This window comes from Bosea sp. 124, assembly GCF_003046175.1.
In the GTDB taxonomy this organism is placed as follows: Bacteria; Pseudomonadota; Alphaproteobacteria; order Rhizobiales; family Beijerinckiaceae; genus Allobosea.
In genome coordinates, this window is record NZ_PZZM01000001.1 from 3,847,340 (window position 1) to 3,871,305 (window position 23,966).

Here is a 23,966-nt window from a genome sequence, read left to right on the forward strand (position 1 = left end):
TTTTTCAGCATCCGGCTCGGGCGGGCTGAAAATATCGAGCTGAAACAACACCATAGAGTTGGCATGCTCCCTGCTAGCGAACAGCGTCACGCCGTGGTGGCGCCGGGAGCATGCGATGCATCGCTGCGAGGTTTTCGAGCTACTTTCGCCCGCGCGGGTCGTGACGAAGACGGACTGGCCGCGCCGCGCGCGCCTGGCCGGCGGCACGCCGCATGCATGAAAGGCGGACAGATCATATCCGCCTGCCCGCCGGATCAGCCGGTGCCCGCCTCCCTTCCACCCTGCGAAAACAAGGACAGACTCCGATGATCACGCGCCGCACAGCCATCGCCGCAGGCCTCGCTGCTCCCTTCGTGGCGAAGGGCAGCGCACAGGCGCAGGCGCCGAGCCGCAACGAGACGCTGCTCCTCGTGCAGGAATATGGCCCCAACAGCCTCGACATGCAGGGCATCGGCTCGTCGCAGCCGGTGAACGGCGTGGCGCTGAATTGCTATGACCGGCTGCTGCGCTTCAAGCCGGTGCCGATCCCCGGTGGCGGCGGCAATATGGTCTCGATGGGCGAACTCGAGGGCGAACTGGCAGAGAGCTGGCAGGTCGCGTCAGACGGGATGAGCTGCACCTTCAAGTTGCGCGACGCCAAGTTCCATTCGGGTCGCCAGGTCACCGCCAAGGACGTCAAGTGGTCCCTCGACCGGGCCTGCACGATCGGCGGCTTCGCGACGACGCAGATGAATGCCGGCTCCCTGGAGAAGGCCGAGCAGTTCGTCGTCGTCGACGACAAGACCTTCCGCGTCGATTTCGTCCGCAAGGACAAGATGACCCTGCCGAACCTCGCGGTCACGATCCCCTTCGTGTTCGATTCCGAACTCGCGATGGCGAATGCCGCCGGCGACCCTCACGCCAAGGAATACCTCAAGAACAACATCGCCGGCTCGGGCGCCTTCAAGGTCGAGAGCTGGAAGCCAGGTGTCGAGACGATCTATGTCCGCAACGATGACTGGAAATGCGGAAAGCTGCCGCAACTGCGCCGCGTCATCGCGCGCGATATCGCCTCGCCCTCGACCCGCCGCGCTTTGATCGAGCGCGGAGATGCCGACGTGTCGTACGGGCTGCCGCCGAAGGACTTCAAGGACCTGCTCGACGCCGGCAAGATCAATGTCGTCGGCGTGCCGATCCCGAACGGTGTCTGGGGCTGCTATCTCAACACGCAGGTCGGTCCCTTCAAGGATGTCCGGCTGCGCCAGGCCGTGGCCTGGGCGATGCCCTACGACAAGATTTTGCAGGCCTCGCTGTTCGGGCGCGGCGTCTCGATGTCGGGCGGGCCGGCGACCCCCAAAGTCGCCTGGCCGCAGCCCTTCCCCTACACCTCCGATATCGCCAAGGCGAAGGCCCTGGTCGATGCGGCGGGCGGCCCCTTCTCGACGACGCTGTATTTCGACGCCGGCAACGCGACCGTTGCCGAGCCGATGGCGGTGCTGATGAAGGAAGCGCTGGCCGCGATCGGGATCACCGTCGAGATCAACAAGGTGCCGGGCGCCAACTTCCGCACCGAGATCGCCAAGAAGACCAACCCGATGGTGCTCAACCGCTTCGCTGGCTGGCTCGACTATCCGGATTACTACCTGTTCTGGACGATGCACGGCAACAACTCGATCTTCAACATCGCCGCCTATCAGAACCCGGCGCTGGACAAGCTCGTCGACGCCGCCCGCTTCGCGCCCGACAAGGCCTCCTACGATGCCAACGTCATCGACTTCATCAAGTTGGTGAACAACGAGGTGCCGATGGTGCCGATCAACCAGCCGACCCATGACGTGGCGCTGCAGAAGTCGATCGGCGGCTACCAGTTCCAGCCCTGCCGCGAGCCGGATTTCCGCTACCTGACGAAGGGATGAGGGCATTCACGGACGCGTGGGCGCGAAGCGCTCGCGCGTCATGCTCGGGCTCGACCCGAGCATCTCCTGACAGAGTTTCTCGGGTCTGCGCGGAGTTTATCCCGGGGCAGGCCATAGGCCAGCCCCGGGGGCTTCACCCGAGAATGACGATGCGGTTCCGGAACCTGCTGGAGACATTCACGCCATGCTTCGCCTGATCGGCCAGCGGCTGATGACGACGATCCCTTCGGTGATCGGCGTCATCATCGTCACCTTCCTGCTGACGCGGGTGCTGCCGGGCGACACGGCAGCCTATTTTGCCGGGCCGGCGGCGTCGCCGCAGGCGATCATCGAGATCCGCAGCAAGCTCGGTCTCGACCAGCCCCTGCCGGTGCAGTTCGTCTCCTATGTCACCGCGCTGGTGAAGGGCGATCTCGGCCAGTCGCTGACGACAGGCCAGCGCGTCACGGCCGATCTCGCCGCGCGCCTGCCGGCCTCGGCCGAGCTTACACTGGCGGGCTTGCTGCTCGCGATGGCGGTGGCGCTGCCGCTCGGCGTGGTCGCCGCCGTCAAGCAGGGCTCCTGGGTCGACCATCTCTGCCGGGTGGTGGCGACGGCCGGCGTCTCGCTGCCGGTGTTCTTCACCGGGCTGCTCTTGGTCTACGTCTTCTATTTCAAGCTCGGCTGGTCGCCGGCCCCGCTCGGCCGGCTCGACGTCTTCGCCTCGGAGCCGGCGCGCGTCACCGGGCTCTATCTGGTCGATTCCCTGCTGGCGCGCGACGGCGAGACCTTCCGGGCAGCCTTCGCGCAGTTGATCCTGCCCGCGGTGACGCTGGCGATCTTCTCGCTGGCGCCGATCACGCGCATGACGCGCGCCTCGATGCTGGCCGTGCTCGGCGCCGATTTCGTGCGCACCGCGCGGGCGAGCGGCCTGTCCAACCGCAAGGTCATCGGCACCTACGCCTTCCGCAACGCCATGCTGCCGGTCGTGACCACGCTCGGCATGGTGTTCTCCTTCCTGCTCGGCGCCAATGTTCTGGTCGAGAAGGTCTTCGCCTGGCCGGGCGTCGGCTCCTATGCGGTCGAGGCGTTGATCGCCTCCGACTATGCGCCGATCCAGGGTTTCGTGCTGACCATGGCGGTCATGTATGTCGCGCTCAATCTGATGATCGACGTGCTCTACGGCGTCATCGATCCGCGCGTCAGGCTGGAGGGCTGAGGGTCATGAACGACATGTCCAAAGTTGATCCAGCAGCGCCCGCGCTGCGTTTCGAGGCGCCGCCCTCCACCAGCATCTGGGCCCATGCCCGTCATATCGTCGCCGAGAACCCGGTCACAGGGCTCGCCTTCGGGCTGTTCGCGCTGATCGTGCTGGCGGCGGTGTTCGGTCCTTCGCTCGTCCCCTACGATCCGCTGGCGAGCAACACCAACTCCGCCCTGCAGGGCCCGAGCGCGAGCCACTGGTTCGGTACCGACCAGCTCGGGCGCGATATCTTCAGCCGGGTGATCGTCGCGACGCGGCTCGATTTCGCCATCGCGATCTGCTCGGTCGCGCTCGTCTTCGCGATGGGCGGGCTCGCCGGCGTGATGGCCGGCTTCTATGGCGGCTGGGTCGACAAACTGGTCGGGCGCATCGCCGACACCATCATGGCCTTCCCCCTCTTCGTGCTGGCGATGGGCATCGTGGCGGCGCTGGGCAACAGCGTCACCAACATCGTCATCGCGACCGCGATCATCAATTTTCCGCTCTACGCCCGCGTCGCGCGGGCCGAGGCGAATATCCGGCGCGAGGCCGGCTTCGTGCAGGCAGCCAGGCTTTCGGGCAACTCCGACTGGCGGCTGCTGCTGGCCCAGATCGTGCCGAACATCATGCCGATCATGGCCGTGCAGATGTCGCTGACCATGGGCTACGCCATCCTGAATGCCGCGGGGCTTTCGTTCATCGGGCTCGGCGTGCGCCCGCCGACGCCCGAATGGGGCATCATGGTCGCGGAGGGGGCGAGCTTCATCGTCTCCGGGGAATGGTGGATCGCCTTCTTCCCCGGTCTCGCTCTGATGACCGCGGTGTTCTGCTTCAACCTGCTCGGCGACGGCGTGCGCGACCTCGTCGATCCGCAGCGGAGGAATTGAGCATGGCGAGCGCTGTCATTCCGGGGCGCGGCGAAGCCGCGAACCCGGAACCCACGGGCAGGGGCGAGACCTGCCACATCGTGAGTTTTTACCCAGTCGTGGGTTCCGGGTTCTCGCTGCGCGAGCCCCGGAATGACAAAGGGAGCGCCTCATGATCCCCGCACCGCTCCTCGACATCAAGAACCTCACGGTCGAATTCGCCACGCGCCGCGGCACGGTGCAGGCGGTGAAGGCGATCGACATCAGCGTTGCCAAGGGCGAGACCGTCGCGATCGTTGGCGAATCCGGCTCCGGCAAGTCGGTGACGTCCTATGCCGTGGTGCGCATCCTCGACCGTGCCGGCAGGGTGGCCGAGGGCGCGATTTCTTTCTCCGGCATGGATCTCGTCACAGCGCCCGAATCCCAGATGCGCGACCTGCGCGGGCGCGAGATCTCGATGATCTTCCAGAACCCGCGCGCGGCGCTGAACCCGATCCGCAAGGTCGGCAAGCAGATCGAGGACGTGCTGCTCGAGCATGTTCAGGCAACGCGTGCGACGGCGCGGGAGAAGGCGATCGAGGCGCTCTCCAAGGTGAAGATCGCCCGTCCCGAGGAACGCTACGACGCCTACCCTTTCGAACTCTCGGGCGGCATGTGCCAGCGCGTCGTGATCGCGCTCGCGCTCGCCTGCCAGCCGCAACTCCTGATCGCCGATGAACCGACCACCGGCCTCGACGTCACCACGCAGAAGGCGGTGATGGATTTGATCGTCGAGCTGACCCGCGCGCGCGGCATGTCGACGATCCTGATCACCCATGATCTCGGCCTCGCTGCCGCCTATTGCGACAAGGTCGTGGTGATGGAGAAGGGCGTCGTGGTCGAGACCGCCGCAGCCAGCGAGATCTTCCGCAATCCGCAGCACCCGTACACCCGCAAGCTGATGCAGGCGACGCCGCGTCTCGGCATGTCGCTGGCTGATCTGCTGCCGGATGCGCCAAAGGCAGCCGAGTCTAAGGCGCCTGCGGCCGAACCAAAGGCGCCTGTCGCCGCGCCGGTCGCGGGGGGCGAGCCGCTGATGCGGGTCGAGAACCTGCTGAAAGAGTATCCCCGTCCCGACACGGGCTCGCTGTTCGCCAAGCTGATGGGCAAGGCCGAGGCGCCGAAATCGGCCTTCCGGGCGGTCGACGGCATCAGCTTCACCGTGGCGAAGGGCGAGACGCTCGGGCTCGTCGGCGAATCCGGCTGCGGCAAGTCGACGACCTCGATGATGATCACAAGGCTGATCGACCCGAGCGGCGGCAGGATCGTCTTCGACGGCACCGACATCGGCGCGATCCCGGCCAAGCAGTTCGCGGCCTCGCCGCATCGCCGGCGCATCCAGATGGTCTTCCAGGACCCGACCGACAGCCTCAATCCGCGCTTCACAGCCGAGCGGGCGATTGCCGATCCGATCATGCGGATGGGCGCGATCAAGGGGCGTGACGCGCTGCGGGCGCGCTGCGAGGATCTGGCGCGGCTGGTCGGTTTGCCTGTCGAGTTGATCGACCGCTTCCCGCACCAGCTTTCGGGTGGGCAGAAGGCGCGGGTCGGCATCGCGCGCGCCATCGCGCTCGACCCCGATCTCGTTATCCTCGATGAGCCGACGGCCGCGCTCGACGTCTCGGTGCAGGCTGTCGTGCTGAACCTGCTGGAAGAGCTGAAAGGCCGGCTCGGGATGAGCTACCTCTTCGTCTCGCACGACCTCAACGTGGTCAGGCTGCTCTGCGACCGGGTCATTGTGATGAAGACGGGGGCCATCGTCGAGCAGGGGACCGCCGAGGAGGTTCTGGGCAATCCGCAGGCGGAGTATACCAAGGAATTGCTGACGGCGATTCCGCATCCGCCGCTGTGATATCCCTCAGCCCTCATCCTGAGGAGCGCTCCGCAGAAGCGCGTCTCGAAGGATGGTTCAGGACGCTCCGGACGCATCTGGAGCATCCTTCGAGACGCTGCTGTGCAGCTCCTCAGGATGAGGACTGCCGAATGAACGACATTTGAGGTGCCTGCCGATGAAGATCAACGACCCCGCCGTTATCGCCGAAGTCGAGGCCGCCTTCATGGCCTATGAGAAGGCCCTCAACGAGAACGACGTCGCGATGCTGGATGCGTCGTTCAAGGATGCGCCGGAGACGATCCGCTACGGCATGGGCGAGAACCTCTACGGCTTTGGCGAGATCGCGGCTTTCCGCTCGGCGCGTTCGCCGGCCGGCCTGCTGCGGACGATCGAGCGCACCGTCATCACCACCTATGGCGATGCGATGGCGACGGCCAACACGCTGTTCCGGCGCGAGAGCATGGCCGGCAAGGTCGGCCGCCAGAGCCAGACCTGGGTGAAGTTTCCGGAAGGCTGGCGCGTGGTCTCCGCCCATGTCAGTGCGATTGCCGAATGAGTGCAGGCAGCCGATGATGCTGCGCCCGATGATCTTGTCCGCAATGATCTTGCCCCCAATGATTTTGCCGCCGTCGTCTGCGAGTCGGGCGGCGGCACATCCTCCCGCCTGAGATCCAGCCTTCATGCTGCGCCATGCCACTGCCAGGACATCCAAGCCGGTTGCGGCACCGCTGACGCGGACCGAGACGCTGCGCCTGCAGATCGCCGACGAGATCGTCTCCGGTGTGCTCGAACCCGGGACGCCGCTCGACGAACAGGAGCTTGCGGCGCGGTTCGGTGTGTCGCGGACCCCGGTGCGCGAGGCCATCCGCCAGCTCTCCGCCTCCGGGCTCGTCAGCGTGCGGCCGCATCGCGGCGCCGTCGTCGCGCTGCCGACGCCGGCCCAGCTCAACGACATGTTCGAGGCGATGGCCGAGCTGGAGGCGCTCTGCGCCGGGCTCGCCGCCCGCAACATGACTGTGCCCGAGCGGCGCGGACTCGAGGCCTTGCACAACGATCTCCGGCTGCTCGTGCATGAGGGCGATCCGGCGAGCTATCACGAGAAGAACGAGGCCTTTCACGGCGCGATCTATGCCGGTTCGCATAACGGCTACCTGGCCGAACTGACCCTGATGACGCGGATCCGCGTTGCGCCTTTCCGCCGGGCCCAGTTCCGCGCGACGGGCCGTCTCGGCGGCTCCTATCAGGAGCACGACCTGATCGTGCAGGCGATCCTGCGCGGCGATCATCAGGGCGCCGTCGAGGCGATGCGCGCCCATATCGGCATCGTCCGTGATGCGTTCCGAAGCTATGCCGAGACGCGGTGAGGAGCTTGATCAAACGCTCTCAGAGCGGCGGCAGATTGTCGAACGGATTGAGCCAGGCGATCCCGAGAGGGCGGAAATGCCGCTCATTCGCAGTCAGCAGGGTCAGGCCATGCGTGGCTGCGGTCGCGGCGATGGCGACATCGGCAAAGCCCATGCCGAAGCCGCGTGCCTGGTCGAGCATTGGGCCGGCACGACGCGCAACGGCCTGATCGAAAGGCAGTAATCGCTCGCCGTAGAGGTGTTCCACGGTTTCCAGCCAAAGGCGTAGCCTGCCAGCCTTTGCTGTTGCGCCAATGCGGAAGGCGGCTGCAATCCCCTTCTCGATTTCGGCCAGCGTAATTGTTGAAAGGAAGAGGCGCTCGCTGGCTCTCGGCAGCCAATCGTTCAGGTCGTGCCGCATCTGCGCCTTCGTCGGCGCTGAGGCGGAAAGAACGTCGGTGTCGAGCAGATATCTCAAAGATCGATATCGCGGATCGGGATGCGGTCCCGCTCGGGAATGTCACCCGGCTCCGCCGGAAAAGCTGCCAGCAATTCGCCGAAACTCGGCACGTGGGACAGCCGTTCGTAGTCCGCGAAGGACAGGACGACCGCCTCCTTGCGGCCGTGCCGTGTGATCAATGCGGGCTCGCCCGCGACGGCCCTGTCGATCAGCGCGGACAGCGAGGCTTTTGCCTCGCGCAACTGAACTTCCTTCACAGCGGCCTCCTGTCGTGACTACAGGTGACTATATATGCCCGTCGACGGGCGGTGCCAAGCCTCCGATGGTCTTCCTCACGCCGCCGCCTGTGCCGCGATGAACGCCCGCCAGCCGCCATGCTGCGTGACGTCGCGGGCGCCTTCGGTTGCGATCGTCTCGCAAAGGAAGCCCTTGACCCTGGTGCCGTCGGCGAGCGCCAGCGTCCCGATGCCGAGCGGGGAGGGGATGCCGGCGACGAAGCGCCCGAAGCCTTCCGGCGGCAGCGACCAGACCTCGAGTGCGATCGTTGCGCCGCCATCCGCCACCCGGATCAGCCCAGGACGAGCCGGCGGGCCACCGGGCAGGGCGAAGAGGCGATAATCCGGCGTCGTCGTGGTGGCGCGCAGGAAGGTGGCGCCGAGGCGGGTCAATTCGCCGTTCAGCGGCATGCCGGAGAGATGCGCTCCGACAACGGCGATCTCGATCGCGTCAGGCGCGGACCTCGTCGGCAAGGGGGCGGCGGGAGGCGGGTAGGGTTGCCCGGTCGCGCCGAGCGACAGGCCCGCCGCGACGTGCAGCGCCCGGCCGAGACCGGCGAGTACTGCATCATGGCCTGACGGAGCGATCAGCGTGATGCCGGCCGCGGTTCCATCGGCCGTCAGGCTGACCGGCACGGCAAGCGCACACATGTCGAGCAAATTGACGAAATTGGTGTAGCGACCGAGCAGCGAGTTCATCCCGATCGGGTTGGCGGCCATTTCGGCCAGCGTCACGGGGCGCGGTGCGGTCGGCACCATCAGCGCGTCGATGCCCTTCAGTGCCGCCCTGGCGGCAAGTGCCAATTCGGCGACGCGGTAGCGCGCCGCGAAGGTCTCAGCTGCGTCGGGCAGGGGTTTGCCGGCGACGATCTGGCGGATCACCGGCAGGATCGCGTCCGGGTCCTTCGCCAGGAGATCGCGGATCGCCAGATAGCGCTCGGCCACCCAGGGGCCGTCATAGAGCAGGCGCGCGGTCTCGTAGAGCGGCGCCATGTCGAGCGGGATGATATCGGCGCCCAGCGCCTGCGCGCGTTCGACCGCGAGCGCGAAGCTCGCCGCCGCACCCGCGTCGCCGGCGAAATCGAGATCGTCCGGGCGAGGCACGGCGATCCGGGTTCGTGGCGGCACGGCGCCCGGCTGGCCGAGCGGGACGGCACGCGAGAAGGGGTCGGCGGCATCGGGGCCGGCGATCACGTCTAGCACCGTCCAGGCATCCTCGACCGTCAGCGCGAAGACCGAGACGCAATCGAGCGTGCGGCATGCCGGGACGACGCCCGTCGTTGGCACGAGGCCGAGGCTCGGCTTGAGGCCAATGATATTCTGCAGGCCCGCAGGGACGCGACCAGAGCCCGCTGTATCGGTTCCGAGCGAAACCGGCACGATGCCGGCCGCGACCGCACTCGCCGAGCCGGAGCTCGATCCGCCGGGGACGAGGTCGGCGCGCAGCGCGTTCAGAGGCACGCCATAGGGCGAGCGCGTTCCGTTCAGCCCGGTGGCGAACTGGTCGAGATTGGTCTTGCCGATGATGATCGCACCCGCCGCGCGCAGCCGCGCGATGACACCGGCATCGCGCTGGGGCGCATAGGCGAAGGCCGGGCAGGCGGCCGTGGTGGCCAGGCCGGCGACATCGATGTTGTCCTTCACGGCGACGGGAATGCCCCAGAGCTTGCGGCCGAGCGAGCCCTCTGCCTGCAGCGCCTCAGCCTCGGCCAGCACCTCGGCCTCGGGCCGCAAGGCGATGAAGACCGCCGCGTCGCCATGTTCGCGGTGGCGGGCATAGCAGGCCGCGATCGTCTGCGGGATCGTGGTGCTGCCGTCCAGATGGTCGGCGAGGAGGCTGGTCAGTGTCGGCACAATGCCCTCTCAATCAGCAAGCCCATCGAATGGGCAGGTTTCTTCATCATGCATACAAAGATTATGCAATCGGTCGTGAATCGTTGCTCGCAACAAGGCGCACGGCCCTGCGGTGCCTTGAAACTGAGATTTTGATTCCGCGCGATTCCATCGCAATCCCAAGGTTCTGGCGGTCGTTGCTGAGACGCTGATTCCGCGATGCTTGCGTGACTCGGTCTCAGGCACAGCCCTTGCAAAGCCTGTTCCGTTCGTCCGCGATCGGGGGCGCCAAGCCATGAGCTGCTTCGAGATTCCAGCCCAGCCCTTTCCGCTCAGCGTGGATTTCGCGCGCACCGCGCTCGTCATCATCGACATGCAGCGCGACTTCCTCGAGCCCGGCGGCTTCGGCGCGGCGCTCGGCAACGACGTCTCGCGCCTGGTCGCGGCGGTCGAACCCTGCCGTGCGATTCTGGCCGGCGCGCGAGCCACAGGCATGCTGGTGATCCACACCCGCGAAGGCCATCGTCCCGACCTTTCGGACGCACCGCCTGCCAAGGTCCTGCGCGGGCCGGCCGACAAGCGCATCGGCGCCTGCGGGCCGATGGGACGCATCCTGATCCGGGGCGAGGCGGGGCACGACATCATCCCGGCCCTCGCGCCGCTGCCTGACGAGCCGGTGATCGACAAGCCTGGCAAGGGCGCTTTCTACCAGACCGATCTCGACCTGATGCTGCGCAATCGCGGCATCGAAACGCTGATGGTGACGGGCGTCACCACCGAGGTGTGCGTCCACACGACGGTGCGCGAGGCCAACGACCGGGGCTATCGCTGCCTCGTGCTGGGCGATGCCTGCGCTTCCTATTTCCCGGAATTCCACGAGGTCGGGCTGCGGATGATCGCGGCGCAGGGCGGAATCTTCGGCTGGGTTTCGACGACGGGAGATGTGCTTGCGGCGCTGGGACAAGCGCAGCTGGCGGCATGAAGGCTGAGAGAACGGAACAGGAGGGGGATATGGCTGCGACCGCAACGGCGACGACCTCACCGAAACTCTGGACGCCGGGCGACTGGAACGCCCTGTTCGGTTTCGGCACCAACATTCTGGTCAACCTCCTGGTGCTGACCGGGTTGCTGCAATTCGTGCTGAAGATGCCCTCCGAGATCGTGTTTGGGCGCATCCTGCCGGCGCTCGGGCTGATGATGTTCCTGTCGACCGGGTATTATGCCTATCTCGCCTGGAAGCTCGCCAAGGAGACCGGGCGCGACGATGTCTGCGCGCTGCCGTCTGGCATCAGCGTGCCCCACATGTTCGTCGTCACCTTCGTCATCATGCTGCCGATCGCGAGCATGACGGGCGACCCGATCAAGGGCTGGGAGGCCGGCCTCGTCTGGGTGTTCTTCCAGAGCTTCATCCTGATGCTCGGCGGCTTCATCGCGCCCTATATCCGCAAGATCACACCGCGTGCGGCCCTGCTCGGTACGCTGGCTGGCGTCTCGATCGCCTTCATCTCGATGCGGCCGGCGCTGGAGATCTTCCTGACTCCGGCGATCGGACTGGTCTGCCTCGCCATCATCCTGGTGAGCTGGTTCGGCGGAATTCGCTATCCGCGCGGCGTCCCGGCAGGGCTCGTCGCCATCGCCTTCGGCATGGTCATCGCCTGGGGCTCGGCGCTGCTCGGGCTCGATGTCGGAGGCCTGAGCCTCGCCAAGCTCGGGGCCGCCTTCTCGACCTTCGGCTTCTCGCTGCCGCTGCCGGCGGTCGATCACGTCTTCTCGGGCTTCAGCTATCTGGGCATCATCCTCGTCACGGCGATTCCCTTCGGCATCTACGATCTCGTCGAGGCAATGGACAATGTCGAAAGCGCGGAGGCCGCAGGCGACCACTATCCGACGACGCGGGTGCTCACCGCCGACGGCGTCGTTTCGCTGATCGGCTGCTTGATGGGCAACCCCTTCATCAACGCGGTCTATATCGGCCACCCCGGCTGGAAGGCGATGGGCGGGCGCATCGGCTATTCGGCCGCGACGGGCCTGATCGTGATCGTCTTGTGCTGGTTCGGCATCATCGCGCTGCTGCTGGCGCTGATTCCGATCGTCGCGATCTCGCCGATCCTGCTCTATATCGGCATGCTGATCGGGGCGCAGGCGTTCCAGACGACGCCGGCCAGCCATGCACCGGCGATCGTGCTGGCGATCACGCCGCATCTCGCCGCCTGGGCCAAGGTGCTGATCGACGGGGCGCTCGGTGCCGCCGGGACCAATGCGGCGGCCGTCGGCATCGACAAGATGGCCAATATGGGCGTGCTCTATCACGGGCTCGAACTGATGGGTGGCGGCGCGATCCTGTCCGGGCTGGTGCTCGGGGCCATCGCCGTCTTCGTGATCGAGAAGCAATTCATGCAGGCGGCGGCCTTTGCCGCGGCCGGTGCCGTGCTCACCTATTTCGGGCTGATGCATGGCGAGGCGATCGGTATCGGCAAGGGGCTGGGCGTGACGCCCTCTATCAGCCTCGCCTATGCGATGGTCGCGGGCTTCCTCTACTACTGCGCCAAGGCGCTGGCCGGCGAGACGGGCACCAAGACGATGACCACCGAGCCGCATGGCAATCTGGAGCCGGCCGAATGAGCAGGACCGATCCGGCTGGCGGCTTCGATGCCGCGCGCCATCTCGATGCAATGGCGCCAGCGCTCGGCTTGACGATCACGGACACGCAGCGGCCGGCGGTGCTGCAGTTCCTTGCCATCGCGCATGGCATGTCCGAGGTGGTCCGGGCCGCGCCACTCGATCCGGCCTCGCTCGAACTCGCGCCGGTCTTCCGGCCAGGCGTCGTGCGTGGAGAGGCTTCGTGAGTTTCGACGTCTTTACGCCGGCCCACCGGATCGCGGCGCAGGTCAGGGATGGAGAGATTTCGGCCGAGGCGGTTGCCGAGGCCTTTCTCGCCCGTATCGACAACGTCAATCCCGTCGTCAATGCCTTCACGGATGTGACGGGGGAGCGCGCGCTGGAGCAGGCGCGCGGGATCGACAAGGCGCGCGCGGCCGGCCAGGCGCTCGGCCCGCTCGCCGGCGTGCCCTTCGCGGCCAAGAACCTGTTCGACATCGCCGGGCTGCCGACGAAGGCGGGTTCGAAGATCAATCGCGAGCGCGCACCGGCGCTGCGCGATGCGGTGCTGGTCGAGCGCCTGAACGCTGCGGGCGCGGTCCTGCTCGGCGGCCTCAACATGGGCGAATACGCCTATGATTTCACCGGTGAGAACGCTCATGACGGGCCCTGCCGCAATCCGCACGATCCGGCCCGGATGGCTGGCGGCTCCTCCTCCGGCTCGGGCTCGGCCACGGCGGCAGGTCTGGCGCCGCTGTCGCTGGGTTCCGATACCAATGGCTCGATCCGGGTGCCGAGCTCGCTTTGCGGCGTGTTCGGGCTGAAACCGACCTATGGCCGGTTGCCGCGCACGCGCAGTTTTCCCTTCTGCGACTCGCTCGACCATCTCGGCCCGTTCGCACGCGACGTCACCGATCTGGCGATGGCCTATGAGCTGATGCAGGGGGCGGACCCCGACGATCCGGCTTGCGCGCAAAGGCCGGTCGAGGCCGTGCTGCCGTCGCTCGGGAGCGGCGTCGGTGGTCTGCGCATCGCGGTGGCGGGTGGGCATTTCTCGACCGACGGTATGCCCGAGGCGGCGTCCGCGGTCGCCGCCGTTGCGAAGGAGCTTGGCGCAACGCGGACGATCGACCTGGCAGGGGCCGGCATCGCGCGGGCTGCCGCCTTCCTGATCACGAACAGCGAAAGCTCGACCTTCCATCTCGACCGGCTGCGCGAGCGGGCCGACGATTTCGACCCGGAGACGCGCGACCGCTTCCTCGCCGGGGCGATGCTGCCGGCGGCTTGGTATGTCCAGGCGCAGCGGGCGCGGCACTGGTTCCATGACGCGATGATGCGGGTCTTCGCGGATGTCGATCTGATCGTCGCGCCTGCGACGCCGTGCCCGGCGCCGCTGGTCGGCCAGAAGATGCTGGTATTGCGCGGCGAAAGCGTGCCGCTGCGGCCCAATCTCGGGTTGTTCACCCAGCCGATCTCGGCGATCGGGCTGCCCGTGGCGGCGGTGCCGGTGTTCGGCGCGGGGCTGCCGATCGGCGTGCAGATCATCGCGGCGCCCTGGCGCGAGGATCTCTGCCTGCGCGCGGCCTTCGCGCTCCAGCAAGCCGGCGTCTGCGAGGCGAAGGCGCCGGGGCTCGCCTGAGGCCGTTCACCGAACACGACATTCCGTCATGCTCGCCATAGGGCCGAGCATGACGGTTCCGGCTCTGCCCAGGGGCTTCCAGAGCTATGCCCCGCCAATGAGGATGCCTGCCGCCAGAACGAGCCCGCCGCCCAGCACGATCTGGAAGGCGGCGCGCAGGAAGGGCGTTTCCATATAGCGGTTCTGGATCCAGACGATGGCCCAGAGCTCGACGAAGACGACCATCAGCGCCACCGTCGTGGCCGTCCAGAAATGCGGGATCAGATAGGGCAGGGCGTGGCCGAGCCCGCCCAGGGCCGTCATCACGCCCGAGGCCAGTCCGCGCTTCCACGGGGCGCCACGGCCCGACAGTTTGCCGTCGTCATGGGCGGCCTCGGTGAAGCCCATCGAGATGCCGGCACCGACCGAGGCCGAAAGGCCGATCAGGAAGGTGGTGCGCGGGTCCTGCGTGGCGAAGGCCGTGGCGAAGATCGGGGCGAGCGTCGAGACCGAGCCGTCCATCAGGCCGGCCAGACCCGGCTGGACCCAGGTGAGGACGAACTGGCGCTTCGCGGCGAGGTCCTCCTCGGTCCGAGCCTCGCCGTCGAGATGCTCGGCGGTCAACTCCCGCGCCTTCACCTCGTGCCCGGCCTCGGCTGCGGCGAGTTCGCCCAGCAGCGTGCGGGTGTCGAGATCGGTCGAGCGGCCGGCCGCCGCGACATAGAAGTCGCGCGCCTGGCGCTCCATGTCCTCGGCTTCCTCGCGCATCCGGTCGAGGCCGAGATTCTCGACCAGCCAGACCGGTTTGCGGGCGTAGAAGTCGGCGACGTGCTCGCGTCGGATCGGCAGGACGACATCGCCGAAACGTTGCCGGTAGAGCGCGAGCAGGCGCTGACGGTGACCGTCCTCCTCCTGCGCCATGCCGTCGAAGATCGCAGCGGAGGCGGGATAGGCGGTCCGCAGCGTCTGCGCATAGGTTGCGTAGATGCGGCCGTCCTCCTCCTCGGAGGCAATCGCGAGAGCAAGGATTTCCTTCTCGGACAGGTCGTCGAAGCGACGCTTGCCGCCGAAGCCGGGCAGGGAGAAGCGGGAGAGCATGAGGCGATCTCTAATTTAGAATAATTCTAAATTAGAGATCGCCTGCGGTTGGCGCAAGGGCGTCGTGGCCTTGCGCCAACAGTTTTTGGCTCGGCGCTGGACCTTACGGTTGGCGCTTCCGCACGGCCGTGCCCTCAGATCGTCAGCTTGCCAGCCTTGGCGGCGGCGTAGCGCTCATTGACCTTCGCCCAGTTGACCACGTTCCACCAGTTCTTGAGGTAGTCAGCGCGGCGGTTCTGGTATTTGAGATAATAGGCGTGCTCCCAGACGTCGTTGCCGATCAGGACCATGTGTTTGTCCATCAGCGGGCTGTCCTGGTTGGGCTTGCCGAGCAGGGCCAGCTTGCCGGCCTTGTCGACGGTGACGAAGACCCAGCCCGAGCCGAAGACGCGCAGGCCCGCCGCCTCGAAATCGCTCTTGAACTTGTCGAAGCCGCCGAGGTCCCTGGTGATCGCGGCCGCGACGTCGCCGGTCGGCGCGCCGCCGGTGCCCGGGCCCATGATCTCCCAGAACATGCTGTGATTGGCATGGCCGCCGCCGGCATTGCGGACCGCGACGCGTACGGCTTCCGGCAGCTGCCCGATCTCGGCCAGCAGCTCGTTGAGCGGCTTGGCGGCGAGGACGCCGTGGTCCTTGGCGGCGGCGTTCATGCCCGCGACATAGGCGGCATGGTGTCGGCTGTAGTGGATATCCATCGTGGTCGCGTCGATATGCGGCTCCAGCGCGGCTGCCTCATAGGCCCGCTTCGGCAGCGAGAACGGCCCTGCCGGGGCGGCCGGCGCCGCAGCCTGGGCCCAGACCTTCGGCGCGGCTGCGACCGCGATGGTGGCCGCACCCCATCCAAGCAGGGAGCGGCGGGAGAGCGAATGCGCGGTAATCATCGGGATCCTCCAGTGGCGGGGCGGAATCTTGTTCGGCCTTGCCGCAAGGTTATGCGTTAGCCGCATCCGCGGATGCAATCAGTATACGGTTTCGGCGGGGGCGGAGTTCCCCGCCGGTCCGATCGGCGGGAGCGGGCTGCTTCGCCGCGCATTGCGCCGGGCGCGACGATCACCCGCCTCACACCGCCGTCTTTCCCAGCAAATACCCTCGAAAGTTGCATTAACACTCGATTTACCGCGTTTTGCTAGCGTCAGGCTCGAATTATCGAGGCCCGAAAAGGACCCGCCGATCATGCATGCGCTCGCGTTGAAGGCCTCAGAGCCGGCCAATGAGGACATGCCGACCGCCGTCTCCGCCGAGCGCGCCGTGCGCGAGATCTCCGAACGCTTCGGCAAGCTCGGGGTGGAGATCACCGACATTTCCGGCCGCATCGGTGACGTGACCCGTCAACTCGAGGGGCAGACCGACGGCCTTCACCGGATCGTCACCGCCGTCGAGCAGGTCTCGCGTGCCAATCGCTCGATCCAGCAGGCGGCCGAGGGAGCGCAGACGACGGCCTCTGTCGTCAGGAACGGGCTCGAACGCGTCACCGGGGCGGTCAAGCTCGGCCTGAACGCGGCGCAGTCGGACATCGAGGCGCTGTCGCTGGGGGCGCAGTCGATCTCGGAGGCGCTCTCCCAGGCGGTCGTCGACGCCCACAAGGTCAGGGCCTCGAGCGATGCGATCCAGGCCATCGCGCGCGAGATCCAGCTCCTGTCGATCAATGCGGGTGTCGAGGCGGCGCGCAGCGGCGCCGCCGGGCGCGGCTTTGCGGTGATCGCCGCGGCGGTCAAGCACCTGGCCGAGCAGACGCGCGAGGCGACCGTGCTCAGTGCCCGGCAGCTCGATGCGCTGGTCAAATCCGTCGACCTGCTCGCAACCAGAAGCGACGAGAACGCCTCGACGGCGCGCCGGGCCAGCGAGGAGAGCCAGTCGATCTCGCAGCAGCTCGGCGAGCTCGACAGCTTCGGCCGCTCGGTCGTCGGCCTGATCGGCGACATCGACGCGATCTCAAACCCGACGCGCGAGAGCGCCATCGCCTTCGCCAAGGTGGGCGAGGACCTGAAGGTGCTGGTCGATGGCGTCGACCAGTCGAGCGAGAACCTCGAGCGGGCGGCCCAGCGCAGCGACGCGCTCGTTGCGATCAGCGAGGGCATCCTCGGTGCGATCGCCGCCTCCGGCGTGCGCACTGCGCAATCGGAGCTGATCGCGACCGCCATGGAGACGGCCGCCACGATCGGCGCGATGTTCGAGCAGGCGCTGGATCGCGGCGAGCTGACGCTGCCCGATCTGTACGACGAGGCCTACCAGCCGATCGCCGGCAGCGATCCGGTGCAGTACATGACGCGCTTCGTGGGGCTGTGCGACCGCATGCTGCCGCCAATCCAAGAGGCGCTTCTGGCATCCAACCGCCGCATCGTGTTCTGCGCGGCGATCGACCGCAACGGCTTCCTGCCGACGCACAACCGCAAATACGCGCAGCCGCAAGGTTCCGACCCGGTCTGGAACAATGCGAATTGCCGCAACCGGCGCATCTTCAACGACCGCACCGGGCTGGCGGCGGCACGCAACCGAAAGCCGTTCCTGCTGCAGACCTACCGTCGCGACATGGGCGGCGGCCAGTTTCTGGTGATGGAGGATCTGTCGGCGCCGATCATGGTCAGGGGCCGGCACTGGGGCGGCTTCCGCTTCGGCCTCAGCGTCTAACCAAAAGCATTCACGTCGTGTTTCCAGGTTGAGTCAGTGGTCGAGCCCGCGTCATGCATATAGCGCCGTCATTTCCCAACCTGTCGGTGCTGCTGATCGACCCGAGTCAGCACTACCGGCGCATCGTCCGCACGATGCTCTATCAGGCGCAATTGCACCGCATCTTCGAGGCCTCGGACCTCGCCTCCGCCGCGACGATGTTCATCCAGAAGCAGCCGAACATCGTGATCCTGGACTGGGACCTGCCGGACAATGGCAGCACGAAGTGCCTGGCCGCGATCCGCTCGTTCAAGACCTCGCCCTTCGCCAAGGCGCCGGTCCTCGTCATGATGGAGCGCGCCGACCGCCGCTCGGTCGTGCAGGCGGCGAAGCTCGGCGCGCATGAGATCATCACCAAGCCGATCTCGCCCAACAATCTCTGGCTGCATCTCTCGGGCATCATCAACATCCCGCGCAAGTATCGGGAGCTGAGCGGCAGCATCTCGCTCGTGCCGCGCGCGATCAGCAACAACATGTTCTAGGCGCGCCTCCGGCCGGGTCCGGCGGCGCGTCGCCGGGCCCGGCCGAGGGCTGTCCCGAGGCTGACCACCGGACGGTCGCTTCCGGCCGCGATCACGTTTTCCGCCACGGGTCTGCCCAAAAGATTGACGCAACGTCCTCCAGTTAGGGAAATTTTTACCAGTCCGACCTGATGCTGAGTGGCGCAATCCTGGGTCGTGTCACCATGGTCATCACCGTCTCGCTCCCTGCCTTTCTGGGCCGCTCCGAAGCGGCCACTTTCCGCAACCAGTTGCTCGTCGCGCTGGAGCAGAAGGAGAGCATAGCCGTCGAATGTGCCGAGGCGGGGCCGTTGCCCAGCCTTTGGGTCCAGTTGCTGCATTCCGCCGCGACCAGCGCCAAGGCGCGCGGGCTGTCGGTCTCGCTCAAGGCGGCGTCTCTAGAGTGCCGCGATTCCCTGCAGGCGATCGGCTTCGATCCCGCTCACAGCGCTCTCGTTCTGGAGTGATATGAATGCGCATTCTGGCCATCGACGACACCAAGACACTGCTCAGTCTGCTCAGTCTGACGTTGCGCAACGCCGGCCATGAAGTGGCCGAGGCGGAGAACGGCGAGGACGGACTGGCGAAATTCGACCAGTTCAAGCCCGATCTCGTGATCACGGATCTCAACATGCCGTTGATGGACGGCATCGAGTTCACCCGCGCCTGCCGGGCGCGGCCTGCCGGGCAGAATACGCCGATCATCGTGCTGACCACCGAAAACGGCGCGGAGATCAAGGCGGAGGGCCGGCGCGCCGGCGCCAGCGCCTGGATGGTCAAGCCTTTCGAGCCCAATACCCTGCTCGGTCTCGTCGCCCGCTATCAGAACTGAGGCTCTCGTCTATGGATCCGTTGGCGGAACTGAAGCAGACCTTCTTCCAGGAGTGCGAAGAGCTTCTGGGAGCGCTCGAACAGCGTCTCCAGGCGCTCGACGAGGGCTCGACCGATCCGGAGGATGTCAACGCCGCCTTCCGGGCGATCCACTCGATCAAGGGTGGTGCCGGCGCCTTCGGCTGCACTGAGCTGGTCGCCTTCGCGCATGTCTTCGAAGCGTCGCTCGACCATCTGCGCTCGGGCCGCGTCGCGCTCGAGGATGCGCCGTTCGCACTGTTCCTGCGTTGCTCGGACGCGGTCGCCGATCTGGTTTCCGCCGCGCGCAGCGACGAGCCTGCCCGCCCGCGCCCCGATCTTCTCGAGGCGCTCGAGCAGGTCGGCAAGGCGCCCGGCGCCGCCGCTCCGCCGCCTCCGGTTGCTCCGGTCGCGCCGCCGGCTCCTGCGCCCGTCGCCGCCGCTTCTGCGGTGCCCGCCAACGATGCGCCTCCCGGCATCGCCGCCCTCGGCAATCTGCTGGCGATGGTCGAGGCCAAGACAGGCGTGAGCTCCGCACCCGCCGACACCGGCTGGGACGACGAGCCCGGCGCCAAGCCGGCCTCGGGCAAGCCCGCTTCCGGCAAGCCGGGCCGCGACATCATTCTGCGCATCTCGCCCGAGAGCGACCTGTTTCGCCGGGTCATCGAGCCGCGCGTCGTGTTCGCGTCACTGCCGGCCGACGACATCGTCTCGATTGCCTGCGACCTCAGCCATGTGCCGGCGCTGGAGACGATCGACGTTTCGGACTGCTTCATGCGCTTCGTCGTGACGATGCGCACCGAATTGTCGGTCGAGGAAATCTGCAGCCGCTTCGACTTCACCCTCGCGACCGAGGAATTCGAGATCGAGATCCTGGCCGGCGCGCCGGCGGTCCAGGCGGTAGCGCCGGTGGCTGCCGTTGCCGAGGCCTCCGCCTCCGAGGTTTCGGGCTCGGTCGCCGCCGATCTCTCCGCCATCCTGGCAAAGCTCGGCCCCGCCTCGGCTCCGACCTCGGCACCCGATATCCAGCCCTCCGCTCCCGTCCAGGCGCCAGCGCCGGTCGCGGCTGTCATGGAGGCTCCGGCCGCCGCCAAGGCCGCGGCCCGCGCCCCGGCCAACGACGCCGCCGCGGCGCGCCAGCGCCAGGCCGTCAGCGTGCGCGTCGATCTCGACCGCATCGACAAGCTGATGAACCTCGTCGGTGAGATCGTCATCACCCAGTCCATGCTGGTCGAGTGCGTGCGCTCGCTGCCCTATGACGTCTATGCCAAGACTGCCGAAGGCATCCTGACCCTGTCGCGCCAGACGCGCGAATTGCAGGACCATGTCATGGCGGTCCGCGCCCAGCCGGTGAAGGCGGTGTTCCAGCGCATGCCGCGCCTGGTGCGCGAACTCGCCCAGACGCTCGGCAAGGAAGTCCGCCTCGTGCTCGAAGGCGAGAACACCGAGGTCGACAAGACGATCATCGAGGAGCTGGCCGACCCGCTGACCCACATGATCCGCAACTCGATGGATCACGGGCTCGAGACGCCGGACGACCGCATCGCCGCCGGCAAGAGCCCCGAGGGTACGATCAAGCTGATCGCCGAGCATCGCGCCGGGCGCATCGTCATCTCGGTCACGGATGACGGCCGCGGCATCGGTCGCGACAGGCTGCTCGCTAAGGCCAGGTCGCGCGGCCTCGTCGGTGCGGACGAAAGGCTGGCGCCGGAGGAGATCGACCAGTTGATCTTCGCGGCCGGGCTCTCCACCGCCGATGTCATCAGCGACGTCTCCGGCCGCGGTGTTGGCATGGACGTGGTGCGCCGGAACGTGGAATCGCTCGGCGGTCGCATCTCGGTCGATTCCGAGCCGGGCCGGGGCTGCAAGTTCACGCTCGCGCTGCCGCTGACGCTCGCCGTGCTCGAAGGCATGGTCATCCGCTGCGGCGACGACCGCTACGTCATCCCGATCGCCAGCGTGATCGAGACGCAGCATCTCGCCTCGACCCCGATCGAGCATCTGACCTTCGGGCAGGAAGTGTTGCGCTGGCGCGGCGAGATCACGCCGCTGCACCGTCTCGGCACCGTCATGGGCTCGTCCGGGACGCCCAACGAGAACATCATCATCATCGCCGAGACTGAACGCGGCGACAATGTCGGCATTGCCGTCGACGAGATCGTCGGGCAGCAGCAGGTCGTCGTGAAGAGCCTCGAGGGCAATTACGGCACGGTCCACGGCGCATCGGCCGCGACCATCCTGGGCGACGGCCTCGTCGCGCTGATCCTCGACGTCGACTCCATGCTGCGCCTCGCCGGTTCCGGCGAGCGCCACCCCGCAACCGAACTGAAACTGGCTGGATGACCATGACCCTGCAACTCGGCGAAAAGCATTTCTCGTCGGCGCAGCCGGAATCGGCAGCGCGCCGGATCGTCACCTTCAAGGTCGGCGACCGCACCTTCGGCATCGATGTCGGCATGGTCCGCGAGATCAAGGGCTGGCAGGCGACGACCCCGCTGCCGCACGCGGCCCCGCATGTGCGCGGCGTGCTCAACCTGCGCGGCGTCATCCTCGCGGTCTACGACCTGCGCACCTCGATCGGGCTCGGCACCACCGACGCGACCGCGACCCATGTCATCGTCGTCGTCGACATCGAGGACAAGGTGGCCGGCCTGCTGGTCGACTCGGTTTCGGACATCGTCGACGTGCCGGTCAGCGCGGTGCGCCCCGCGCCGGATCTGGAGCGCGACGAGCACGGCCTGATCGAAGGCCTCGTGCTGCTCGACACCGACATCGTGGCCCTGCTCGATCTCGCGGCGGTGATCCGCGACGGCGGCGTCGAGACCCCGATGGCGCGGGTCGCCCGCGCAAGCTGAGTGCCTGAGACCACCAAGGGCCCGAGGAGTCGCGTTGGGAAGAGCGCGGGCCAGAAAAGAAACGACACCATCTATGGGCAGCGTCCCCGGTCCCCTCTCGCGACTCTCGTTCAAGCTGCCGCTCATGCTCGTCTCGACCGCCTTAGTGGCGGCGGGCACGGGCGGAGCCATCGCCTATCAAGCGGCCCTGGGGCGGCTGGATCCGGTGGCCCAGCTTGGCCTGGGCGTCGCCGGTTTCGGCCTCGTCGGGCTTGCCGCCTGGCTGACGGCGCGCCACGTCCGGCGGCCGATCGCGGCGATGCGCGATGCCGTCGGCCGGCTCGCCTCTGGCGAAGATGACGCCGTTCCTGGCCTCGACCGCCGCGACGAGATCGGCGATCTGGCGCGCGCGCTCAAGACGATGCATGATTCCGGCGTCGAGGCGCTGCGCATCCGCGCCGCATTGGACGGCTGCCGGACCAGTGTGATGGTCTGCGACGGCGAAGGCCGCGTCGTTTATGTCAACAAGTCGCTGCTGCGGTTCTTCGGTGAGGCGCAGGAGGATTTCCGCGCCGCCTTTCCGGGCTGCTCGGCCAAGGACATGCTCGGCAGGGTCATGGAGAGCATCCAGGACCAGTCTGGCTTGCGACCGGGCCAGCAGCAGGCGATCCGCTTTGCGCTGGGCCGGCGCACCGTCTCGCTCTCGCTCTCGCCGGTGATGCATGACGATGGCCGCCAGCTCGGCACGGCGGTCGAATGGCTTGAGCTGACCGACGAACTCGCCGCTGCCGCCGAAGTGGCCGAGATGGTCGCTGCGGCCGTGGAGGGAGACTTCTCCCGCCGTGTGCCGCTGGCGGGCAAGCCCGATGCGCTGCTGCGCATCGCCGAGGGGATGAACGAGATCAACGCGGTCGTCGAGAGCGCCATCGGCGAATTCGCGACGGTGGTCGGGGGCCTCGCCGATGGCGACCTGACGCAGCGCATGACCGGGAGCTATCGTGGCCGTCTCGCCGAGCTGAAATCCAGCCTGAACACGGCGCTGGCGCATCTGGGCGAGACCGTTGCGACGATCCAGGGCACGGCCGGCAATGTCGCGCGGGCTGCGACAGAGATCGATTCCGGCGCGGGCGACCTGGCGCAGCGGACGGAGCAGACGGCCGCCAATCTGGAGGAGACGGCCGCGACGACCGAACAGCTCGCGGCCTCCGTCAAGCAGAGCGCCAGCCGCTCGCGCGAGGCGACGGAGCTCGCCAACGAGGCGATGGGCGTCGCGCAGGACGGCAAGGACGTCGTCGCGCAGGCCGTCGGCGCGATCGAGCGCATCGAGAGCTCGTCCGTGCGCATCTCCGAGATCGTCTCGGTGATCGACGATATCGCCTTCCAGACCAACCTGCTGGCGCTGAATGCCGCCGTCGAGGCCGCCCGCGCAGGCGATGCCGGGCGGGGGTTCGCGGTCGTGGCCTCCGAGGTGCGGGCGCTGGCGCAGCGCTCCGGCCAGGCAGCCAAGGACATCAAGGGACTGATCGTCAGCTCGAACGAACAGGTCGGCGAGGGTGTCCGCTTCGTGCGTTCGACGGGGGATGCGCTGGAGCGGATCGTCACGGCAGCCGGCAAGGTCTCGGCGACGGTCGTGGAAATCTCGCGGGCCACCGCCGAGCAGGCCCACGGTATCGAGGAGATGAGCCGCACTGTCGCCCATATGGACGAGACGACGCAGCAGAATTCCGCGCTGGCCGAGCAGAGCGCGACATCAGCGACGGAGCTGATGAGCGAGATCGGCGCGCTGCGGAACCTCGTTTCCTTCTTCCGGGCCGATATGCCCTTCCGGGGCGACGTCCCGATTGCGCAGGCGCCCCATCGCGCCGCCGCGGCCGAGCCGGCCCGGCTGCAGCGTCAGGCCTTGACGGCTGCGGTGCGTCCGGCGCCACGACAGACCGAGACACGCCGGCCAGAGCCGGCGACGAAAACCTGGCAGGAACCGCGCCGGCGTGCCGCCGGCGGCGGGCGTGCCGATGACTGGGCGGAGTTCTAGTGG

Annotated in this window: 22 protein-coding genes; 17 read left to right on the forward strand and 5 right to left on the reverse strand. The window is 67.3% G+C overall.

Features of this window, described 5'->3' with window-relative positions; all coding sequences use genetic code 11:
* The first annotated feature begins 305 nt into the window (after positions 1–305).
* The 6 genes from C8D03_RS18275 (at position 306) to C8D03_RS18300 (ending at position 7,220) form a co-directional block, all read left to right on the forward strand.
* Positions 306–1,895 (forward strand): ABC transporter substrate-binding protein, encoded by a 1,590-nt coding sequence (locus C8D03_RS18275; RefSeq protein WP_108048382.1) that lies wholly within the window; start codon positions 306–308, stop codon positions 1,893–1,895.
* Positions 1,896–2,079: 184 nt separating this feature from the next.
* Positions 2,080–3,093 (forward strand): ABC transporter permease, encoded by a 1,014-nt coding sequence (locus tag C8D03_RS18280; RefSeq protein WP_108048384.1) that lies wholly within the window; start codon positions 2,080–2,082, stop codon positions 3,091–3,093.
* Positions 3,094–3,107: 14 nt separating this feature from the next.
* Positions 3,108–4,004, forward strand: coding sequence for an ABC transporter permease (locus C8D03_RS18285; RefSeq protein WP_108051815.1), 897 nt, complete (start codon positions 3,108–3,110; stop codon positions 4,002–4,004).
* A 151-nt stretch (positions 4,005–4,155) separates the two neighbouring features.
* The gene (locus C8D03_RS18290; RefSeq protein WP_108048386.1) at positions 4,156–5,874 is read left to right on the forward strand and encodes a dipeptide ABC transporter ATP-binding protein; all 1,719 of its coding nucleotides are present in this window, start codon (positions 4,156–4,158) and stop codon (positions 5,872–5,874) included.
* A 157-nt stretch (positions 5,875–6,031) separates the two neighbouring features.
* Complete coding sequence (gene hpxZ, locus C8D03_RS18295; protein ID WP_108048388.1) at positions 6,032–6,412, forward strand: oxalurate catabolism protein HpxZ; 381 nt, start codon at positions 6,032–6,034, stop codon at positions 6,410–6,412.
* A 124-nt stretch (positions 6,413–6,536) separates the two neighbouring features.
* Positions 6,537–7,220: a GntR family transcriptional regulator gene (locus tag C8D03_RS18300; RefSeq protein ID WP_108048390.1), complete on the forward strand. Its 684-nt coding sequence runs from the start codon at positions 6,537–6,539 to the stop codon at positions 7,218–7,220.
* A gap of 19 nt (positions 7,221–7,239) precedes the next feature.
* Here C8D03_RS18300 and C8D03_RS18305 read toward each other — a convergent pair whose 3' ends face one another.
* From C8D03_RS18305 to atzF, 3 genes are all read right to left on the reverse strand, one after another.
* Entirely contained in the window at positions 7,240–7,677 is a 438-nt protein-coding gene (locus tag C8D03_RS18305) for a PIN domain-containing protein (RefSeq protein WP_108048392.1), read from the reverse strand.
* Complete coding sequence (locus C8D03_RS18310; protein WP_108048394.1) at positions 7,674–7,916, reverse strand: type II toxin-antitoxin system Phd/YefM family antitoxin; 243 nt, start codon at positions 7,914–7,916, stop codon at positions 7,674–7,676. Before C8D03_RS18310 ends, C8D03_RS18305 begins: the two co-directional genes overlap by 4 nt.
* A gap of 75 nt (positions 7,917–7,991) precedes the next feature.
* Positions 7,992–9,791 carry an allophanate hydrolase gene (gene atzF, locus C8D03_RS18315; RefSeq protein ID WP_108048396.1) on the reverse strand — a complete coding sequence of 600 codons (1,800 nt, stop codon included), beginning with the start codon at positions 9,789–9,791 and terminating at the stop codon, positions 7,992–7,994.
* 271 nt (positions 9,792–10,062) lie between these two features.
* On the opposite strand from atzF, the gene C8D03_RS18320 reads away from it, so the two are divergent.
* From C8D03_RS18320 to C8D03_RS18335, 4 genes are read left to right on the forward strand one after another with little or no spacing between them, the layout of a single operon-like run.
* Positions 10,063–10,749, forward strand: coding sequence for a cysteine hydrolase family protein (locus C8D03_RS18320; RefSeq protein WP_108048398.1), 687 nt, complete (start codon positions 10,063–10,065; stop codon positions 10,747–10,749).
* A 29-nt stretch (positions 10,750–10,778) separates the two neighbouring features.
* Entirely contained in the window at positions 10,779–12,389 is a 1,611-nt protein-coding gene (locus C8D03_RS18325) for a regulator (RefSeq protein WP_248308523.1), read from the forward strand.
* A complete protein-coding gene (locus tag C8D03_RS18330; RefSeq protein WP_108048400.1) occupies positions 12,386–12,613 on the forward strand; it encodes a DUF4089 domain-containing protein in 228 nt (75 codons plus the stop codon). The genes C8D03_RS18325 and C8D03_RS18330 overlap by 4 nt, the downstream gene beginning before the upstream one ends.
* A complete protein-coding gene (locus tag C8D03_RS18335; protein ID WP_108048402.1) occupies positions 12,610–14,004 on the forward strand; it encodes an AtzE family amidohydrolase in 1,395 nt (464 codons plus the stop codon). The genes C8D03_RS18330 and C8D03_RS18335 overlap by 4 nt, the downstream gene beginning before the upstream one ends.
* 84 nt (positions 14,005–14,088) lie before the next feature.
* Here the strand turns inward: C8D03_RS18335 and mbfA are convergent, their stop codons facing one another.
* Positions 14,089–15,081 carry an iron exporter MbfA gene (mbfA, locus tag C8D03_RS18340; protein ID WP_108048404.1) on the reverse strand — a complete coding sequence of 331 codons (993 nt, stop codon included), beginning with the start codon at positions 15,079–15,081 and terminating at the stop codon, positions 14,089–14,091.
* 134 nt (positions 15,082–15,215) lie between these two features.
* The gene (locus C8D03_RS18345; RefSeq protein ID WP_108051816.1) at positions 15,216–15,962 is read right to left on the reverse strand and encodes a superoxide dismutase; all 747 of its coding nucleotides are present in this window, start codon (positions 15,960–15,962) and stop codon (positions 15,216–15,218) included.
* Between the two features lie 292 nt (positions 15,963–16,254).
* Here C8D03_RS18345 and C8D03_RS18350 point away from each other — a divergent pair, with 292 nt between their 5' ends.
* From C8D03_RS18350 to C8D03_RS18380, 7 genes are all read left to right on the forward strand, one after another.
* Positions 16,255–17,709 carry a methyl-accepting chemotaxis protein gene (locus C8D03_RS18350; protein ID WP_181301081.1) on the forward strand — a complete coding sequence of 485 codons (1,455 nt, stop codon included), beginning with the start codon at positions 16,255–16,257 and terminating at the stop codon, positions 17,707–17,709.
* Positions 17,710–17,762: 53 nt separating this feature from the next.
* Positions 17,763–18,230 (forward strand): response regulator, encoded by a 468-nt coding sequence (locus C8D03_RS18355; RefSeq protein WP_108048409.1) that lies wholly within the window; start codon positions 17,763–17,765, stop codon positions 18,228–18,230.
* A gap of 170 nt (positions 18,231–18,400) precedes the next feature.
* Positions 18,401–18,715 (forward strand): STAS domain-containing protein, encoded by a 315-nt coding sequence (locus C8D03_RS18360; RefSeq protein ID WP_108048411.1) that lies wholly within the window; start codon positions 18,401–18,403, stop codon positions 18,713–18,715.
* Positions 18,716–18,720: 5 nt separating this feature from the next.
* On the forward strand, positions 18,721–19,080 hold the full coding sequence (locus C8D03_RS18365; RefSeq protein ID WP_054210774.1) for a response regulator: 360 nt from the start codon (positions 18,721–18,723) through the stop codon (positions 19,078–19,080).
* An 11-nt stretch (positions 19,081–19,091) separates the two neighbouring features.
* Complete coding sequence (locus tag C8D03_RS18370) at positions 19,092–21,440, forward strand: chemotaxis protein CheA (protein WP_108048412.1); 2,349 nt, start codon at positions 19,092–19,094, stop codon at positions 21,438–21,440.
* Complete coding sequence (locus C8D03_RS18375) at positions 21,437–21,952, forward strand: chemotaxis protein CheW (protein ID WP_108048414.1); 516 nt, start codon at positions 21,437–21,439, stop codon at positions 21,950–21,952. Before C8D03_RS18370 ends, C8D03_RS18375 begins: the two co-directional genes overlap by 4 nt.
* Positions 21,953–22,025: 73 nt before the next feature.
* A complete protein-coding gene (locus tag C8D03_RS18380) occupies positions 22,026–23,963 on the forward strand; it encodes a methyl-accepting chemotaxis protein (RefSeq protein WP_108048416.1) in 1,938 nt (645 codons plus the stop codon).
* The last annotated feature ends 3 nt before the right edge of the window (positions 23,964–23,966 follow it).

Excerpts from the sequence above, each read along its gene's own strand:
- C8D03_RS18275 (WP_108048382.1), top strand. The coding sequence starts at position 306 with ATGATCACGCGCCGCACAGCCATCGCCGCAGGCCTCGCTGCTCCCTTC.
- C8D03_RS18280 (WP_108048384.1), top strand. The coding sequence starts at position 2,080 with ATGCTTCGCCTGATCGGCCAGCGGCTGATGACGACGATCCCTTCGGTG.
- C8D03_RS18285 (WP_108051815.1), top strand. The coding sequence starts at position 3,108 with ATGTCCAAAGTTGATCCAGCAGCGCCCGCGCTGCGTTTCGAGGCGCCG.
- C8D03_RS18290 (WP_108048386.1), top strand. The coding sequence starts at position 4,156 with ATGATCCCCGCACCGCTCCTCGACATCAAGAACCTCACGGTCGAATTC.
- hpxZ (WP_108048388.1), top strand. The coding sequence starts at position 6,032 with ATGAAGATCAACGACCCCGCCGTTATCGCCGAAGTCGAGGCCGCCTTC.
- C8D03_RS18300 (WP_108048390.1), top strand. The coding sequence starts at position 6,537 with ATGCTGCGCCATGCCACTGCCAGGACATCCAAGCCGGTTGCGGCACCG.
- C8D03_RS18320 (WP_108048398.1), top strand. The coding sequence starts at position 10,063 with ATGAGCTGCTTCGAGATTCCAGCCCAGCCCTTTCCGCTCAGCGTGGAT.
- C8D03_RS18325 (WP_248308523.1), top strand. The coding sequence starts at position 10,779 with ATGGCTGCGACCGCAACGGCGACGACCTCACCGAAACTCTGGACGCCG.
- C8D03_RS18330 (WP_108048400.1), top strand. The coding sequence starts at position 12,386 with ATGAGCAGGACCGATCCGGCTGGCGGCTTCGATGCCGCGCGCCATCTC.
- mbfA (WP_108048404.1), bottom strand. The coding sequence starts at position 15,081 with ATGCTCTCCCGCTTCTCCCTGCCCGGCTTCGGCGGCAAGCGTCGCTTC.
- C8D03_RS18345 (WP_108051816.1), bottom strand. The coding sequence starts at position 15,962 with ATGATTACCGCGCATTCGCTCTCCCGCCGCTCCCTGCTTGGATGGGGT.
- C8D03_RS18350 (WP_181301081.1), top strand. The coding sequence starts at position 16,255 with ATGCATGCGCTCGCGTTGAAGGCCTCAGAGCCGGCCAATGAGGACATG.
- C8D03_RS18355 (WP_108048409.1), top strand. The coding sequence starts at position 17,763 with ATGCATATAGCGCCGTCATTTCCCAACCTGTCGGTGCTGCTGATCGAC.
- C8D03_RS18360 (WP_108048411.1), top strand. The coding sequence starts at position 18,401 with ATGCTGAGTGGCGCAATCCTGGGTCGTGTCACCATGGTCATCACCGTC.
- C8D03_RS18365 (WP_054210774.1), top strand. The coding sequence starts at position 18,721 with ATGCGCATTCTGGCCATCGACGACACCAAGACACTGCTCAGTCTGCTC.
- C8D03_RS18370 (WP_108048412.1), top strand. The coding sequence starts at position 19,092 with ATGGATCCGTTGGCGGAACTGAAGCAGACCTTCTTCCAGGAGTGCGAA.
- C8D03_RS18375 (WP_108048414.1), top strand. The coding sequence starts at position 21,437 with ATGACCATGACCCTGCAACTCGGCGAAAAGCATTTCTCGTCGGCGCAG.
- C8D03_RS18380 (WP_108048416.1), top strand. The coding sequence starts at position 22,026 with ATGGGCAGCGTCCCCGGTCCCCTCTCGCGACTCTCGTTCAAGCTGCCG.